The organism is Leptothoe sp. ISB3NOV94-8A (assembly GCF_043421595.1).
GTDB lineage: Bacteria > Cyanobacteriota > Cyanobacteriia > Phormidesmidales > Phormidesmidaceae > Leptothoe > Leptothoe turfae.
Genome location: NZ_JAXSQW010000001.1, coordinates 3,479,376 through 3,494,016, shown reverse-complemented (window position 1 = coordinate 3,494,016; position 14,641 = coordinate 3,479,376). Strand labels below are relative to the sequence as shown.

Sequence of the window (14,641 nt, the reverse complement as noted above, 5' to 3'; positions counted from 1 at the left end):
GGTACCGTAAACTCAAGTTGTAATGCTTTGAATCAAACCCCTTTTAGGTTGTAGAACTCATCGGTTACACTAAACACCAGGCCCTAGAGTTATTCTCTATTTTCGTAAGGTAGGATACCTATGCTTCAAGTCATTCCTGCAGCGTTAGCCCAGTTTATCAGTATCTATTTAGCTCTGCTGTTGGTACGGGTGCTGCTTAGCTGGCTACCAAACTTAGATTGGGGAAATCCTCTCCTGTCTGCGCTTAGTCAGATTACCGATCCATACTTGAATCTGTTCCGATCGGTGATTCCTCCTTTGGGTGGAATTGATTTTTCTGCGATTTTGGCCTTTATTGTGCTTCAGTTTGTTCGCAGTGCTCTGGTGCAAGCAACCTATGCGTTGGCTGCAAGTGGTTACATGGCTTATTCGAGCTTCTAGCGGGTTGCATGCAACAATGTTTCCAGAATGAGCAAAGTTTGTTTGAACAAAAAAGGGCGATGCTAACAGCATCGCCCTTTTTTGTTCTCAAAGATTTCAACTTAATCTATTCGACCCTGGCGTCTGACTTTGCCTACAAATCCAGAGGCCTTAAAGTTCTTTAACTTGAGCGGTGGGGGTTGATTGGCAGCGATGGACACACGGATTTCAAAGTCGCTGCTGCCAGGGGGAACATAGTCTACGCCACCGAGTCGACCACGATTTTGCATGACTGGATTGTTGTTTTTGTCGTAAATACGACCAAAAATATCAGCATTGAGAATGGGCTTACCAGAGTTGTTGGTTAATGTGCCTGTGACCAAGTAGCAGGTAGCTTTGCCAAGGCTGCCTGAGTCAACGATGCCTTCTGCATATTCGGCTGGGCACTCAGCGTAAGCGAGGTTAGACACGTCTAACGGTGTCATTGCCTGGGCTGGTGATGCCATGAGCCCAAAGCACATGATTAAAAAGGCGACAATGGTTGCACGAAAAGCCATGGAAAAAATCAGGGTAGGTTTTAATTATGGTACGGGTCTATGGTGCCAAAAACATACCCTGATGGCACAAGTGCTTCTCTAAACGGTTTGCTGACGATTGGGCAATACCCACACGAGCACTGGTGTTAGCAAGATCATTGCCAATGAAAAGCTCAGGCAAATCCAAAGTCCTTGAATTTGAGCAGGGTTCATGGGAGGTTTCTCCAAAACGGTAAGATAGTGTGTCAGGTCAGCTAACGGGTATGTCAGATCAATGGACTCCTGTGTCCAAACACCTGACGCGTCAAAAAGTTGTGAGCAAAAGAGCAAGTACTCAACGTTACAGAGCTTTTGCAGAGAATACCCGAAAACACCGTCTGTCTGTTAGAAACTGTAAGATCCGCTTAGTAAGCGTTTACATAAACTCTTGGAAAAGGCCGCTCTCAGTGTTGTTGCCCCCGATAGAGTTACATCTTGAAAGATTTACTTAACTCGTACAAATCGATCGGTCGCCATACAACGCAGTCTTTGGATATCTTCTCGACGAGAGATCGATAAAGGAACGGTTGTTTTAATGGCTTGAACCAGTAACGGTGTATCGAGTGAGCACTGCTCGTGTATGGATTGATATAAGCTTGATACAATAATTTGCTGAATTTCGGCACCGCTAAAGCCCTCGGTAGCCTGAACCAGTTCGGCCATGTTGAAATTTCCGGGAGTTTGGTGGTGGCGATTGAGATGAATGGTAAGAATTTTGGCGCGATCTTGTGCATCGGGTAAGTCCACAAAGAAAATCTCATCAAAGCGCCCCTTGCGTAGCAGTTCAGGCGGCAGCTGTGAGATATCATTGGCTGTGGCAACAACAAAAACTTCTTGGGATTTTTCCTGGAGCCAGGTTAAGAACGAACCAAAGAGGCGACGGCTTAAACCACCATCCGTATCCATGCTCTGGGTACCCCCCATGGTTTTTTCGATTTCATCAATCCACAGAACAGCGGGGGCCATTTTCTCAGCTAGAGAAACAGCTTGGCGAAAGTTCTTTTCTGAGCCGCCCACATACTTATCGTAGAGCCGCCCAGCATCCAGCTTGAGCAAGGGTATTTGCCATTCACGGGCAATGGTTTTAGCCGCTAAGGATTTTCCACAGCCCTGGATGCCTACGATTAAGATGCCCTTCGGTGGTGTGAGATTTAGTGCCTGAGCCTGGGGGCTAAAGCCTGTGCGAGCACGATTTAACCAATGTTTTAAGTTGTCGAAACCGCCCAGCTCAGCCGTGTTTTTTTCAACCGGTATATAGTCAAGTAAACCGCTTTCACGGATAATTTGCATCTTGCGCTCTAGGACTCGACTAATGTCCTTGGCTGTCAGGTGACCGTCTTCTAGGGCGGCGTAGGCAATCACTTTTTTGGTTTGGTTTAGCGTCATTCCCTGGGTTGTGCTAACCAGGGTACGCATTTCCTCTGGGCTTAGTTTGACCTTGATGCGTCCCCGTAATGCCTGTACGGCTTCCACAATGGCTTTATGCAATTCATCCCGATCAGGCAAAGGCATATCAAAATAGACCGCCTCATGTCCGATCTCCCGTGATAGAGATACTTGCTCACCTGAGATCAGGAGAGTGGACTGGTTGTGGGCAAACTGCTGGGCAACTTCGCGGAAAAGTCGGGTGACCACCGGGTCGTTAAAGTGGGTAGAAAAATCTTTGAGCCAATAGATGGCGCGGTGGGCAACGGCTTGCATGTGCCGCAGTGCATCAACGGGCTCAGCCGTATCATGATCCACAGCAGCACGACTGGCTCCAGGTGGTGCATATTCGTTTTGCCAGCGGTTATACTGGTTACCCTCAAGTCGGACTAGCCCTTGAGCAATACTCCATTCATAGATAGGGAGTTGCAAATCCAGGGTAGCTTTGTTGATTAGTTGCTGTATGCGTTCCTCTTCAACTGTTTCCACCACAATGATGGGATGAAACGACATGATTAAGGTTTGCAGGTGACGAACGCTGGCAGCAAAGGGCATAAGGTAACGATCCAGGTGTAGCTGGGCTCAGGATGCCCAGATAGTAATAGAAAGGAAAAGTAACAGATTAGCCGTTATTTATGGGACTACCTGTCTCCTTAACTTCTTCATTGGAGTCCGGTGTGATTCCAGAGAATGGTTCCGGTTGATCAAGAAGAGATTCTGGACTGTCAGGTCCATTGGCTACAGCTACTTTCCAAGGAGCAAAATTAGGAACCTCCCACTGGTCAAGAATATCTTTGATTACGAGTTCCTGTAGCCAGATTTTAGCGACAACGGCAAGCGGTAGGGCTAACACAAGACCGAGAAAACCAAATATGAAGGCAAAACAAATTTGGGAAATTAGGGTGAATGCTGGTGGCAAAGAGATTTGACGGGCCATTACCGTTGGCGTCAACCAGTAGCTTTCAATCTGTTGGATGATGACATACCAAATAATAACTGGAACAATCTTTAAAGGGTTGGTGGGGTCTTGAAGGGCCACCATGGCTGGAAAAATAACGCTTATGCTGGGTCCGACGTTAGGTATAAAGTTGAGAACGCCTGCTAGTAGGGCATGAGTTAGCACAAACTTGATTTGTAATACCCACAGACCGACAAAACTTAAAGAGAAGATAAAAACTGAATTGAGAACAATACCTCCCATCCAGTTGCATAGGGCGATTTCGCAATCTTGTAAAATGCCATCTGCTCGTCGGCGATAAAAGGATGGTATGAGACGTAGTAAAGTGTTGCGGTAAATGGTTGGATTCCCTAAGAACATTAGGGATAGGATTAATACCAGAAGAAATTGGAGTAGAACTCTCAGTGAGGAGTTGAAAAATGTAAAAAAGTTGTTGAAAATATCTAAATTGTTAAAAGCATTGAGTAATGCTGAGTCTGGAGAGGTCGCCCAGTTGATAAATTCCTCTAATTCGGGCAAACGAAACTGATCGGGTAAGTACGTTTCAAGTTGAGCCAGCGTTTCAGGGAGCTCGCGAATAGCATCAATGATGAGAGCGATTAACAGTTCAAATTGTGCGACAAAGGGGGGGACTACTAAAACTAAAAAGAGGGTAACGACTAAAAAACTACTCGTCAGTACTAGGGGGACGGCAAATCGTCGGGGAACGCCTGTTTTCTGTACACGACGTGCGAAGCTGTTAAGTGCGATCGCAAGCACCACTGCCATAAACACCAACAGTAAAATTGCCCGTAGCGCCCAAAGAATATAGAAAGTCGCTAAGATGCTGATCAGGCCAATCCATTCACCAAGCTTCACGAAATACTCCTGACTATCACCACGGCATACTATGCTTACTGGTTATCGGATTTGCTCCAATACAGAACTACCTCACCATAACCAGACGGAATTCCGCCCATTTTAGCTAACCTACTACAAATAAAAATCTTTCAAAAGAAAAACTAGCCTATTCACCGTTATTTTGACCACACCCACTCCTCAGTGGCAGCTCCCCAACGACGAGACGATTTCCACCGATTGGGTCGAGACTGTCCAGACGATTGCGAATTCACCCAATCCGCCAAAGCGAGCGGCGGAACTACTGTGGCAACGTGGCATTCGCACAGCCGAGCAACTAACAGCGTTTATTGCCCCTGATACCTATCAGCCTACTCCACCAGCTGCTTTTGGCTCAGAAATGAAGCAAGCTGTGGAACGCATTCTTCAGGCCGTGGAGCATCAAGAAACCGTCACGATTTGGGGAGATTTTGATGCGGACGGTATTACCTCTACGGCGGTGTTGTGGGATGGTCTACGCCAGTTTTTTCCAGATGGACAGCTCAACTACTTTATCCCTAACCGGCTGACTGATGCCCATGGTCTGTCTATCCATGGCCTTGAGGCCCTGGCAGATGCAGGGACAACCTTAGTGATCACCTGTGACAATGGGAGTACTAACCTCCAAGAAATCGATCATGCCCGGACACTGGGGATCGATGCGATCATTACCGATCACCACACCTTGCCGGATGAGCGACCGAACGTGGTCGCCATCATTAATCCACGTTATTTTGAACCCGAGCATCCCCTGGCTAACCTGTCTGGTGTTGCGGTTGCCTACAAGTTAATCGAAGCACTCTATGGCTGTCTGACACCCACACGGCCTCTGGCAGAGCTGACGGATTTAGTGGCCATTGGTCTAATTGCAGACTTGGTGCAGCTGAGCGACGACTGTCGCTACTTAGCACAAATTGGTATTCGTCAACTGCAGACCCATCTAACAACAGACGATCCAATTCGTCCTGGGGTGGCTCAGCTACTGAGGCTGTGTCGTCGAACCGGCGATCGCCCTACGGACATTTCCTTTGGCATTGGTCCCCGCATCAACGCCGTTAGCCGTATCCATGGCGATGCCCGATTTTGCGTTGAGCTGCTGACCAGCCAAGACCCAGACCGTTGTCAGGAGCTAGCAGAACAGACGGAAATCGCCAATACCCGTCGTAAGGCCTTGCAAAAGGATGTTTACACTCAGGTGAGCCAGCAGCTGAGTGGGGTAGATATGGCCACTGCCCAGGTAATTGTGCTAGCCGATGCTCAATGGCCAACGGGTGTATTGGGAATTGTTGCTGGTCAAGTGGCTCAGGAGTACGGCAAGCCAACAATTTTGCTCACCATTGATGGTGAGGTAGCGCGGGGCTCAGCTCGGTCAGTGAATCAGATTGATCTGTATCAGCTAGTGACAGACCAGGCGCATCTATTAACTAGCTTTGGCGGGCATCCCTTTGCGGCAGGCATGACGTTGCCGGTGGAGAATGTCGGTGTGTTTGCCGATGCCCTGAACCGGCAGCTGCGGCAGGTGGGAGTCACCTCTGGTCCGATGATTCAGGTGGACTTGGACGTGAGCGTATGTGAGCTGGGTAAGGAGTTATTTCAGCAGCTAAATTTGCTAGAGCCCTATGGCATGGGCAATCCGGTGCCCCGATTGTTGATTCGCCATGCTTGGTTTGATAATACTTGGCATCAGAAGATTAAAGACCCAATCTCGCATCGTAAGCTGAGATTTATCAAAACCCATTTTTTGATCAAGGACGATACGTCGACAGCTGGATTTCCGGGACTGTGGTGGGGCCACTATAAAGATGACCTGCCCGTGGGTCGTTGTGATGTGGTGGTAGAGATAGATTTTAATGCCTATTCTCGACGGAAACAGCCCCAGTATGGCGGCTATGAGGTGCGGTTGATCGATGTGCGCTCTGTGGAGTCTGAGACTGCTGTGTCGGTGGCCATACCCAAGCAGCAGGTGATTGATTGTCGTGCCCAATCTTCTGCAACAGATGTATCCGATGCGCTGGTGGTTACCCAGTGTCCGACGACATGGCAAGACCTGCGCCCCTGGTTTCATCAGGCTAACCAGCAGCATGCGCCTTTGGTGTTGGCCTATGACAAGCCTGAGCCGGTGCCTCCGATTGAGGTGTGGAAGCGGCTAGTCGGTATTGCCAAGTATCTGGCGCGCACGGAGACATGTGTGACGGTGGCAGAACTAATGACAAAGCTGGAGCTGGGAGAGGTGGCGTTAGGAGCTGGGTTAGCTGCATTGGGTAGTTTAGGGTTTCAGATCAGAGAGACTGATTTGGATGCGCCTATGGAAGTCGGAGGGCTTCCCCCATCTCCTTTACTATTTTCCTCTATGGCCATCACTCTCCTATATGATGCGAGTCTGGCTGCAACAACAGAACAACAACAGACTAAGCTACGGTTGTTCTTAGCAAGTTTACGAGAAGAACAGTTTCAGCGAAAGTACTTTTCTGATGTGCCTGTAAATGTTGCTCAAACGGTTATGGAGCGATAAGCGTATGAGTGCTAGAACAATCCCAAGCCTGAGTGATGTCTTAACGTTTCATGAATGTCTGCTGAGGCAACACCGTGGCGCTGTAAGCTGAGCCTGAGCTAACAGCGCCGTGCTTCTATTCTGATGAGAATTAATAAACAGACTGATTTAGAACTTGTTATTGTCAGTGCCAGCGATCGCAACGGGTTGATTTTGCCACTGATTATTTTGAGCCTAACAGTATTGGGATGTATCCTTATCGTTTCTAGTGGAGAAGTGCCTGCCTATGGTTTCTGGTTACTGGCGGCTTTGGGAGCCTATGGCCTGTATATGCTCTACCTGGCGCTACAGTCGGAAACGCTAACCTTGGATAAGACGGTTGATGCAGTTAGATGCGATCGCAAAACCCTACTTGGCACTAAACGTTGGCAGCTGCAATTCTCCACACTACAGGATGTCAGCGTAGGTACCCACAAACGTCGATATAAAAAGCGCAATGGTAACTATGGAACGCATTGGTTCTACAACCTAACGTTTGCAACCAGCGATGATCAGAAAAAAGAGATGCTCTACTACAATGATGGTGAGGGTGTAGATGCAGCGTTGCAAGCCATCAAAGAGTTTTTAGGTGAAACACCCTTGCAAGGTGATAATCCGCGCGAACGGCAGTTCAATGCCTCCAATCACCGCATGAGAATAACACCGGATTATCAAACCTGGCGCGAGGCTATTTTTAACATTGATGCTGGCCAGGCAGGGGGTTCTGACAGTGCTATTGATCCAGTGTATGCTGTGCTGATGGACGTTGGTATGATGGATGAGCGCACATCGGAAAAATGGGCGATATCGTTGACTGCGTTTCTATCTGGCGAGGCTTCTTTTCGACCCACATCAGGGGGTGGCATGGTTGGGTTGGGGGCTGACCTCAAGGTGGCCCAAGTCGCTCAAGAAATTGTTCAAATGGCTCAAACGCTACTGCCAAAAGCATCTCCCATCGAGGACCATGCTCTACCTGAACCTGACCTGATTCAGTTTCTCTTTCTGACGCCCGATGGAGTTTATGGCGTGGCAGACGATCTACACCGGTTACAGAAAAAAACTGACGATCCTTTTAATAGCATGTTGAACAAGTTCGGATTTATTCGTCAGTTTGCCGATCAGCGTATAGATCAAAGATAGGCCTCTCTTCTCACACATTTACGTATGACATATACGATGTTGAGGGCAAAGAGAACGTTTTCTCATTCTATTTTTATGATTAGGGAGCCTTTAGAATTAAGCTCAATGTACTCTGCTATCTTTGTGTTACGTAGGGTTTGTTATTAATAATTCTCTATGATCATCGGATACCAAAAACCAGCTGACGGTATCTTCTGTTTTCTCTCTGGCAAGGTAGAGATCAAATGGACCAGATTCTTTTTTTTCTCGACTGGTTAGCTGGATGGTAGCTTGGTAGGTGCCTTGAATGTGAAATATATCGTCATCTTGAGGTTCGCGTAGGGTTACTTCAACCTGACGGAGTTTAACGTTGGGCAGTTGAGGTACTTTGGGCGCTAGATGAATGATTAGTGCCTGCTGGGTTTGGGCCATTTTGATGGCTAGGCCTTGTTCTATGACTGATTGAGGTGGCATGGTGCCAAAACTGCTACAGGCTTGTAAGAGTAAAACTAGGCTAAGCAGACATAACCAATGTAAACGACCCATAATCCTTTATCTACAGCAACGCCCTAATTTTAAAGTTGACCTACCAGGATGTGAAGTAGAACATGGGGATTGTGATTTCCGTTTGTGCTTATACAGGCTACGGAAATAGGGGCAATGCTGCAAAACTCTGGCTAAAGTTTGGGCCTGCAACCAGCCTAATTCTAGAAAACCGCCCAGCATACTGGCTATGATGGACCAGGATAGCCTCTGCTAAATATTTCGGATATTCGGCTAATATTTCAGTCAATTGAGTCTGTAGGAAGAGATTGGTGAGAATCTTTTCTTTAACAGGGTTGGGGATGTCCGCACTTTTGTGGCTTAGGACTTAGTTGTCCTCCATCACTAGGCGGAACCCAAATAGGATATGTCGAGATTCTACAGGCCGATCATGCTGGTAGGCGGCGCGACAAAAACCGGGGAAATCGTCCCAACTGCAGCCCTTGAGGAAAACCTCAGCGCCACCTCTAGTCAGAGTGCTGGTGTACTCAAACACATTTCCTGCCATATCCTCGATGCCGTAAGGACTCTGGCTCAATGGATAAGTCCCTACATCACTTGTCCCATAGGGACCATTTTTGGCCCAATTTGTCCCATCATCTCGCCACTCACGACCCCAAGGAAAGTAGCGTCCATCTGTCCCCCGCGCTGCCTTTTCCCACTCCAATGCTGTCGGTAGCCGATAGCTGACGCCATCTTGACCAGAGCGCCACTCTGCATAGGCCACCGCATCTCCATAGGAAATCAGCACCACCGGATGATTTTCCTGCCCTGCTGGATATTGGTCTTCATGCCACAGATAAGGTTCCACCTCATTGTAGTCATGGACTAAAAAGCCCTGTTCCTGATAATCCGCTGCCGAAATCCCTGGTGATCGATGCTCTGTTGTTAGCACGAATGCCTGGTAGTCCGCATTGGTGATCAGGTTTTGGCCCATGCAGAATGAAGGCAAGGTCTCTGTGCGTCTGTCTGGTTCCCGCTCAAACCAACCCCGCTGACGGTAGCCCGCTTCGGCTGTAGCCACATCCTCGGGCGAATCCGCAAACCCTTCTGCACTGATGCGATAGGCGTAGTCGCGTTCGGTGCGATCGCTACCTGCAATAAAGTCACCACCCTCCACATATGCAAATCCTGGCATTGCCTCACAGTCCGCCTGTGTCATCTCAGGCGTAGATCCAGATGTGACATCCTGACAGCCGATCAGCATCAACAGCGACAACAGACTCAAGTTTCTATGGATTGACCTTGTCATAGCTGTTCCTCTCACCAAGACGTATGACATATTAAAGCGTTAGCCTGAGAATGGGCTGTGAATATTATCGGCATTATGTCGAAACGGATGCCTGTACTACGCCCGGCGGTCCCAAACCCAGACCAAACTGTTGAATGCCCTCAACCCTAGCGGTCTCGACAACAATATCCCCAATAAAAATAGACGATCTAAAAGTGGCTGTGCCTTTTGCCATCCCTGCAAATTACAATGCGAATCACGTATTACCAAGCTTCTCAGGGCAGTACATTTTATCTCCTACATGCAGTTAACCTTGCGCCTCGAACCTATCTTCTTTCAGCTTAGCAGTACCATCAGCCTGCAAAACCCATAGCTCTTTATGAATCACTCCATGGGCCTTGTTCATCTTCCATTTCGAAGATAAAACAGCTGTTGTTGCATCCAGGACTTTGATCTTAGGTTCGATGTACTCCACATCAGAAAAACCATCATCAATCAGTTGTTGCCAAAATGCTTGGATCTCAGCGTGCCCTGTAAAAGTACCGAAGGGAATAGCCTGCATGATGGCAGATGCCTCATATTGAGCTGTGCAGCCTGCGGCATCACCTGTGTTAAATGCCATTTTCCATCTTGAACTAGCTTCATTGACAGCTGTTAACAAGGTTGAATTTTGAGGGACCTGGTTCATTGTTTGGATTCCTTTGCCGGTATACATTACCCAGGTTAGTGATACTCAAACTGGAAAAACAGTGTCAAAATCGACTTATTTGATGTCATTTCTGACAACCTATGGTTCAGCAGATAACGATTGGTCTCCTGATGTATCCTGGTGCACAGCTGTCAGCGGTTTATGGTCTGACGGACCTGTTTTTTACAGCTAATCGGATAGCGATGGAGCATACCCCACGAACTGTGGAACCATTGTCAGTCAGCCGTTGGCAGCTAGCCCCGAAGTCAGGATCCGTAGAGGTTCTGGATAATACTGACTGCCCAAATCAACTAACGGTAGTCATTATTCCCCCTAATCTTGAAAGCCAAGGAACAGATGAGCCAGACGTTGTGCTATTGGACTGGTTAAAAACACAACATGACGGAGGAGCTGTCATTTGTTCTATTTGTACAGCGGCCTTTGTACTGGCTCGTACTGGCTTGCTAGATGGCCGACCTGCTACCACCCATTGGGCTTTGAAAGAGGTGCTGGCAACTCAATTTCCTAAGGTGCGAGTGCGGACCGAGCAGATGGTAATTGAGGATGGCGATATCATCACCGCAGGAGGTGTGACGGCTTGGATTGATTTGGGCTTGCGTCTGATTGACCGATTTTTAGGCCCTTCAGTAATGCTAGAGGTGGCCCAGTTTTTTCTTATTGATCCTAACGGTCGAGAACAACGGTTTTATAGCAAGTTTGCGCCTCAGTTCTACCATGGTGATGAGGCGATATTGCGAGTACAGCATTGGCTTCAAGCCCATTACAGTGAGTCCATATCTATTGCTGATATGACGACTGTGGCCGTATTGGGAGAACGCACATTTTTACGTCGTTTCAAAAAAGCGACTGGCATGAAACCTATTGAATATCTTCAGGCTTTGCGGGTAGGTAAAGCGAGAGAAATGCTAGAGTTTTCTCAAACCTCGTTTAGTGAAATTGCCTGGAAAGTTGGATATGAAGATCAGGGTGCGTTTCGAAAAGTCTTTTATCGGTTGATCGGGCTGCAACCCAGTGAATATAGACGTCGATTTTCTGTACGAGTGATAACTGATGTGACTAGCTAACTTTGAGGCGCAGTTGGTTAAAATTATTTAGAGGCTTTACTCCAGCCCTTTTCCATAGCCTCTGCCTCTGTACAAAACCACTTTTCACCCTGTTCTGGACTGATTACGGTTGTTTGATAATCTGCCATATTTGGTAGGTGATAAATCTTTTTGCCCGTATTGATGGAGATGTTACCTTTAATGGTGCAACCTGGTTTGGTAATGGCAGTAATCAGGCCAGGAGAACGGCTGGACCTAAACTCCAGAATGATCAGAGCCATGGCAGATAGCATAATCACGCCGATCATAGTTTGAATTCGCCCACTTTTTTTTTGCTTAGGGAAACTGGGTTTTGGTGATTTAGGTTTGATGCCTGCGATGGATGCTTTCGCCGCCCGGACTTTTCCTTTTGGAGTGATAACTCGCTGATACAAAATAGTATCGCCCACCTTAGGGTGAGGACTATTTTCTGGAAGCGCACTGATATGGAGGAAGACGTTTTTACCTCCATGATGGGCTTTGATAAAGCCAAAGCCTCTGCCTTCTTTCCAGGTGATTAACTGCCCTTTCGTCAAAATAGGTTTCATGGACTGTTCCCTAAACTTGATGCCTATTTTGTAGGCTTACTAGTCTGATTATGGGATGACAGGACAGTATAGTTAACGCTTTTGTGAGGCTATGTAAAATAAAGTCATTGCGGTTCAGGGGGGGGGGCTCTAAGTGATTTGTTATCCCCAACTAACTTGATGGCATCAAGAGACTGTATATCTCTGACAACCGTTTAGCTAATGAAGTCTTCTTGGCAGGTGCTTTCGGCAAGCTGGATATGGACCCTCAGTCGTTGACCGGCTGAACAACGAAACGGAGGAATCTGGATGTAATCATCATGCGCCCCAGCTTTTACACTTTTTAGCAGTTCCCCAGTTTCTGATAGCTCTAAGGCGAGCATGACATTGTTAGGCAAGATGGTGTCGCTAGATGGATAAAGCTGAATCCGAATATTACGACGCTTGTTGGCCTCAATATCCACACTAAACATCAGCAACAGATCATCGGGAGCAGTATTCAGAAAGATCTTTTTGCCACAGGTGAGAACAGCTGTTCCGTCAGCATCTGAGCGCAACCTCGATATTTGAGACTGAGGAAGCAACACATCTAAGCTTTGCCAGCCTTGCTCAAAGATATTTTCTAGCCAGTCTTCGATGCTGACGGTAGTGGCATTTTGTCTCTTGATATATAAAGCTTGTCGCCACTGGTCGTTGCTAAACAATGCCCCCCACTGGCTAAAATTGATTGCTAGCCTAGGGTCAGGTACATGCGCTAATTGTTGCACTAGGCTTTCCGCTTGAGTGGCGGATAAATCAGGCAGCATATCTATTGGGCTAGATTGGACTTGTTCCATTTGCTGGGCGACCCAAAAGGTAGAAAAATCCTGTACTAAATCTATCTCCTTAAGGCGGTAGACACGTTCAGCAGAGTCGTAGTCACTCTTAAATTGAAGCTGTCCGTAGGTCGTGTAGCCCCACAACACCAGGTGTTGCTCATCAACATCAACGTAGGCAGCAATGTAATAATCTGCAGACCAGCCAGGTAGATCAACCCATTCTTGAGGTACTCTTAATTCCGCTGCATCGATTGTTTCGGCAAGAATTACCACAATTCGGTTGTTGCCCAGTGATAGGGGTAAGCCCTCGACAACATGCCAGATGTCAAAGGGGGCTGCATGGGGCCATGAACCCACAGCTTGGTCAAATTCTTCCTGGAACCATGACATGAGTGCCTCTAGCCCCAAAGAGTGTAAATAGATACGCCAGCGAGCAGCTGGATCGGAAATGGACGTACTATGCTGCCACTTGATCGGGTCGGTTGGTACTTCCAGAACAGGCTGTACGGGATTGTCAAATAACACGCTCATTCCAATACCTTTGGTAACTCTGGGGAATAGTGACGCTGCAACCACTCATGTATTACCTCACTAACACTAGCTAGTACGGTAGCTTCATTGGGGATATGCAAGGTTTCTTGACTCCAGGTTGTAACACTGAGAAGTAAGCGTTGACGGATTCGACTAAGCTTACGAGATACTTGATATTGCTTGATATCTAGCTGATTGGCAATATCATTCTGGGTAAGTGCTTGCTGATAATACAAGGTTAACAATGTTTGACTAGGTGCATCTAAATTTGCCACTTCATTTTTCAAGATGGCTCCAATTTGCTGTGCACGTAGTTGCTGTTCTTTATAGTCTTCAGTAGCGAGTAGCTCTGTCATTGGAGTGTCATGGGTTTGTAGAGCATCTAGCTGTTCTTCACCGGAGTCATCATATTGAGGTTGATTGAGGGATGTTATAGAAGGTGTCAAATAAGATCTCGCGATCGCAGCTAACTGGGTGAGCTCTCTCAAGAGTTCTTTAGTACCAACATCTATACTTATATCTACACCGTTAGAGTTAGGGATCAGATTGTAACGAAGTTGGTTATAGCGTGCAGAGATGGCCTGTAATTGTTCTTTGTTTGGAGGCTGTAATCCGCGAACCAACCGCCCTGGCTCAGGGATGCAAACATCTTTAAAACATTTCCAGATCAAGATTAAGGGGTCTAAGTGGATGTATCCGGCTGACTGTAGGGAGTTTTTTAACTGCGTTTGACTCAGTCTGCGTAATAATCCCCAGTCGCTACTGATGTTAATGGCTTGTTGCTGGCGCAGTTGGTCTCTAAGGCAGTTGCCAAATGCAGTGCGGGCATAGGCTCTGAGATTGCTGCTGTAGTCAGGATTGTAGCCATTGAGAATTCGATCAACGTGTGCGATCGCAATCTGAAAGCCATCTGCAAGGGAGCACTGAACCATGGGAAACCGACGGGTCACATGATCGGCTGCCCAATAGCAGGGTTCTTGCAAATAGGCCCATAGATGTTTGGTGGCGTCAGGAGTCTCCTCTCTGAGTCGATACCAATATAGGACCCAATCCTTTTCTGAATGCTCCAATGGTCTATTTTGAAGCAGTTGCTGTTGCATGTTTCTGGCCAGGCGTGGCTCAGATACCCATGCATCAAACCGATCTCCCTCGAACTGGATAAATGTGGAGAAAATTGCCAAAATGTCAGTCCGGGGACGCATTGTCTAATTACAAAATTGCACAGCAGTACGTTGACAAATCCTGTGGGTCATTAGTTCTGGCTCCATTCAGGGTTAAGGGTTACGATACTATAATGCGTTCGATTCTACGTAAGATC

General features: G+C 47.3%; 14 protein-coding genes. 4 read left to right on the top strand and 10 right to left on the bottom strand.

Annotated elements, in window-relative coordinates; all coding sequences use genetic code 11:
- Positions 1–120: 120 nt before the first annotated feature.
- Positions 121–420, top strand: a complete 300-nt coding sequence (locus SPB21_RS14750; protein ID WP_006515111.1) for a YggT family protein — start codon at positions 121–123, stop codon at positions 418–420.
- Positions 421–521: 101 nt separating this feature from the next.
- Here the strand turns inward: SPB21_RS14750 and SPB21_RS14745 are convergent, their stop codons facing one another.
- The 3 genes from SPB21_RS14745 to SPB21_RS14735 form a co-directional block, all read right to left on the bottom strand.
- A complete protein-coding gene (locus tag SPB21_RS14745; RefSeq protein WP_163660769.1) occupies positions 522–956 on the bottom strand; it encodes an FxLYD domain-containing protein in 435 nt (144 codons plus the stop codon).
- A gap of 462 nt (positions 957–1,418) precedes the next feature.
- On the bottom strand, positions 1,419–2,954 hold the full coding sequence (locus tag SPB21_RS14740; protein ID WP_499867014.1) for an AAA family ATPase: 1,536 nt from the start codon (positions 2,952–2,954) through the stop codon (positions 1,419–1,421).
- A gap of 67 nt (positions 2,955–3,021) precedes the next feature.
- On the bottom strand, positions 3,022–4,215 hold the full coding sequence (locus tag SPB21_RS14735) for an AI-2E family transporter (protein WP_163660773.1): 1,194 nt from the start codon (positions 4,213–4,215) through the stop codon (positions 3,022–3,024).
- Positions 4,216–4,378: 163 nt separating this feature from the next.
- On the opposite strand from SPB21_RS14735, the gene recJ reads away from it, so the two are divergent.
- On the top strand, positions 4,379–6,745 hold the full coding sequence (gene recJ, locus SPB21_RS14730; protein WP_499867013.1) for a single-stranded-DNA-specific exonuclease RecJ: 2,367 nt from the start codon (positions 4,379–4,381) through the stop codon (positions 6,743–6,745).
- A 123-nt stretch (positions 6,746–6,868) separates the two neighbouring features.
- The gene (locus SPB21_RS14725; RefSeq protein ID WP_499867011.1) at positions 6,869–7,903 is read left to right on the top strand and encodes a hypothetical protein; all 1,035 of its coding nucleotides are present in this window, start codon (positions 6,869–6,871) and stop codon (positions 7,901–7,903) included.
- Between the two features lie 126 nt (positions 7,904–8,029).
- Here SPB21_RS14725 and SPB21_RS14720 read toward each other — a convergent pair whose 3' ends face one another.
- The 4 genes from SPB21_RS14720 to SPB21_RS14705 form a co-directional block, all read right to left on the bottom strand.
- Entirely contained in the window at positions 8,030–8,356 is a 327-nt protein-coding gene (locus SPB21_RS14720; protein ID WP_163660779.1) for a hypothetical protein, read from the bottom strand.
- A gap of 397 nt (positions 8,357–8,753) precedes the next feature.
- Positions 8,754–9,677 (bottom strand): formylglycine-generating enzyme family protein, encoded by a 924-nt coding sequence (locus SPB21_RS14715; RefSeq protein WP_499867010.1) that lies wholly within the window; start codon positions 9,675–9,677, stop codon positions 8,754–8,756.
- 73 nt (positions 9,678–9,750) lie between these two features.
- Positions 9,751–9,891 carry a hypothetical protein gene (locus SPB21_RS14710; protein WP_163696898.1) on the bottom strand — a complete coding sequence of 47 codons (141 nt, stop codon included), beginning with the start codon at positions 9,889–9,891 and terminating at the stop codon, positions 9,751–9,753.
- Between the two features lie 72 nt (positions 9,892–9,963).
- Positions 9,964–10,344: a Cif family virulence factor gene (locus tag SPB21_RS14705; protein WP_163660783.1), complete on the bottom strand. Its 381-nt coding sequence runs from the start codon at positions 10,342–10,344 to the stop codon at positions 9,964–9,966.
- A gap of 101 nt (positions 10,345–10,445) precedes the next feature.
- Between SPB21_RS14705 and SPB21_RS14700 the strand changes: the two genes are divergently transcribed.
- Entirely contained in the window at positions 10,446–11,429 is a 984-nt protein-coding gene (locus SPB21_RS14700) for a GlxA family transcriptional regulator (protein ID WP_163696894.1), read from the top strand.
- Positions 11,430–11,452: 23 nt separating this feature from the next.
- Here SPB21_RS14700 and SPB21_RS14695 read toward each other — a convergent pair whose 3' ends face one another.
- The 3 genes from SPB21_RS14695 to SPB21_RS14685 form a co-directional block, all read right to left on the bottom strand.
- The gene (locus tag SPB21_RS14695; protein WP_163696892.1) at positions 11,453–11,995 is read right to left on the bottom strand and encodes a sunset domain-containing protein; all 543 of its coding nucleotides are present in this window, start codon (positions 11,993–11,995) and stop codon (positions 11,453–11,455) included.
- A gap of 194 nt (positions 11,996–12,189) precedes the next feature.
- Complete coding sequence (locus SPB21_RS14690) at positions 12,190–13,323, bottom strand: DUF1822 family protein (RefSeq protein WP_499867009.1); 1,134 nt, start codon at positions 13,321–13,323, stop codon at positions 12,190–12,192.
- Positions 13,320–14,525 carry a sigma-70 family RNA polymerase sigma factor gene (locus SPB21_RS14685; protein ID WP_499061878.1) on the bottom strand — a complete coding sequence of 402 codons (1,206 nt, stop codon included), beginning with the start codon at positions 14,523–14,525 and terminating at the stop codon, positions 13,320–13,322. Before SPB21_RS14685 ends, SPB21_RS14690 begins: the two co-directional genes overlap by 4 nt.
- Between the last annotated feature and the right edge of the window lie 116 nt (positions 14,526–14,641).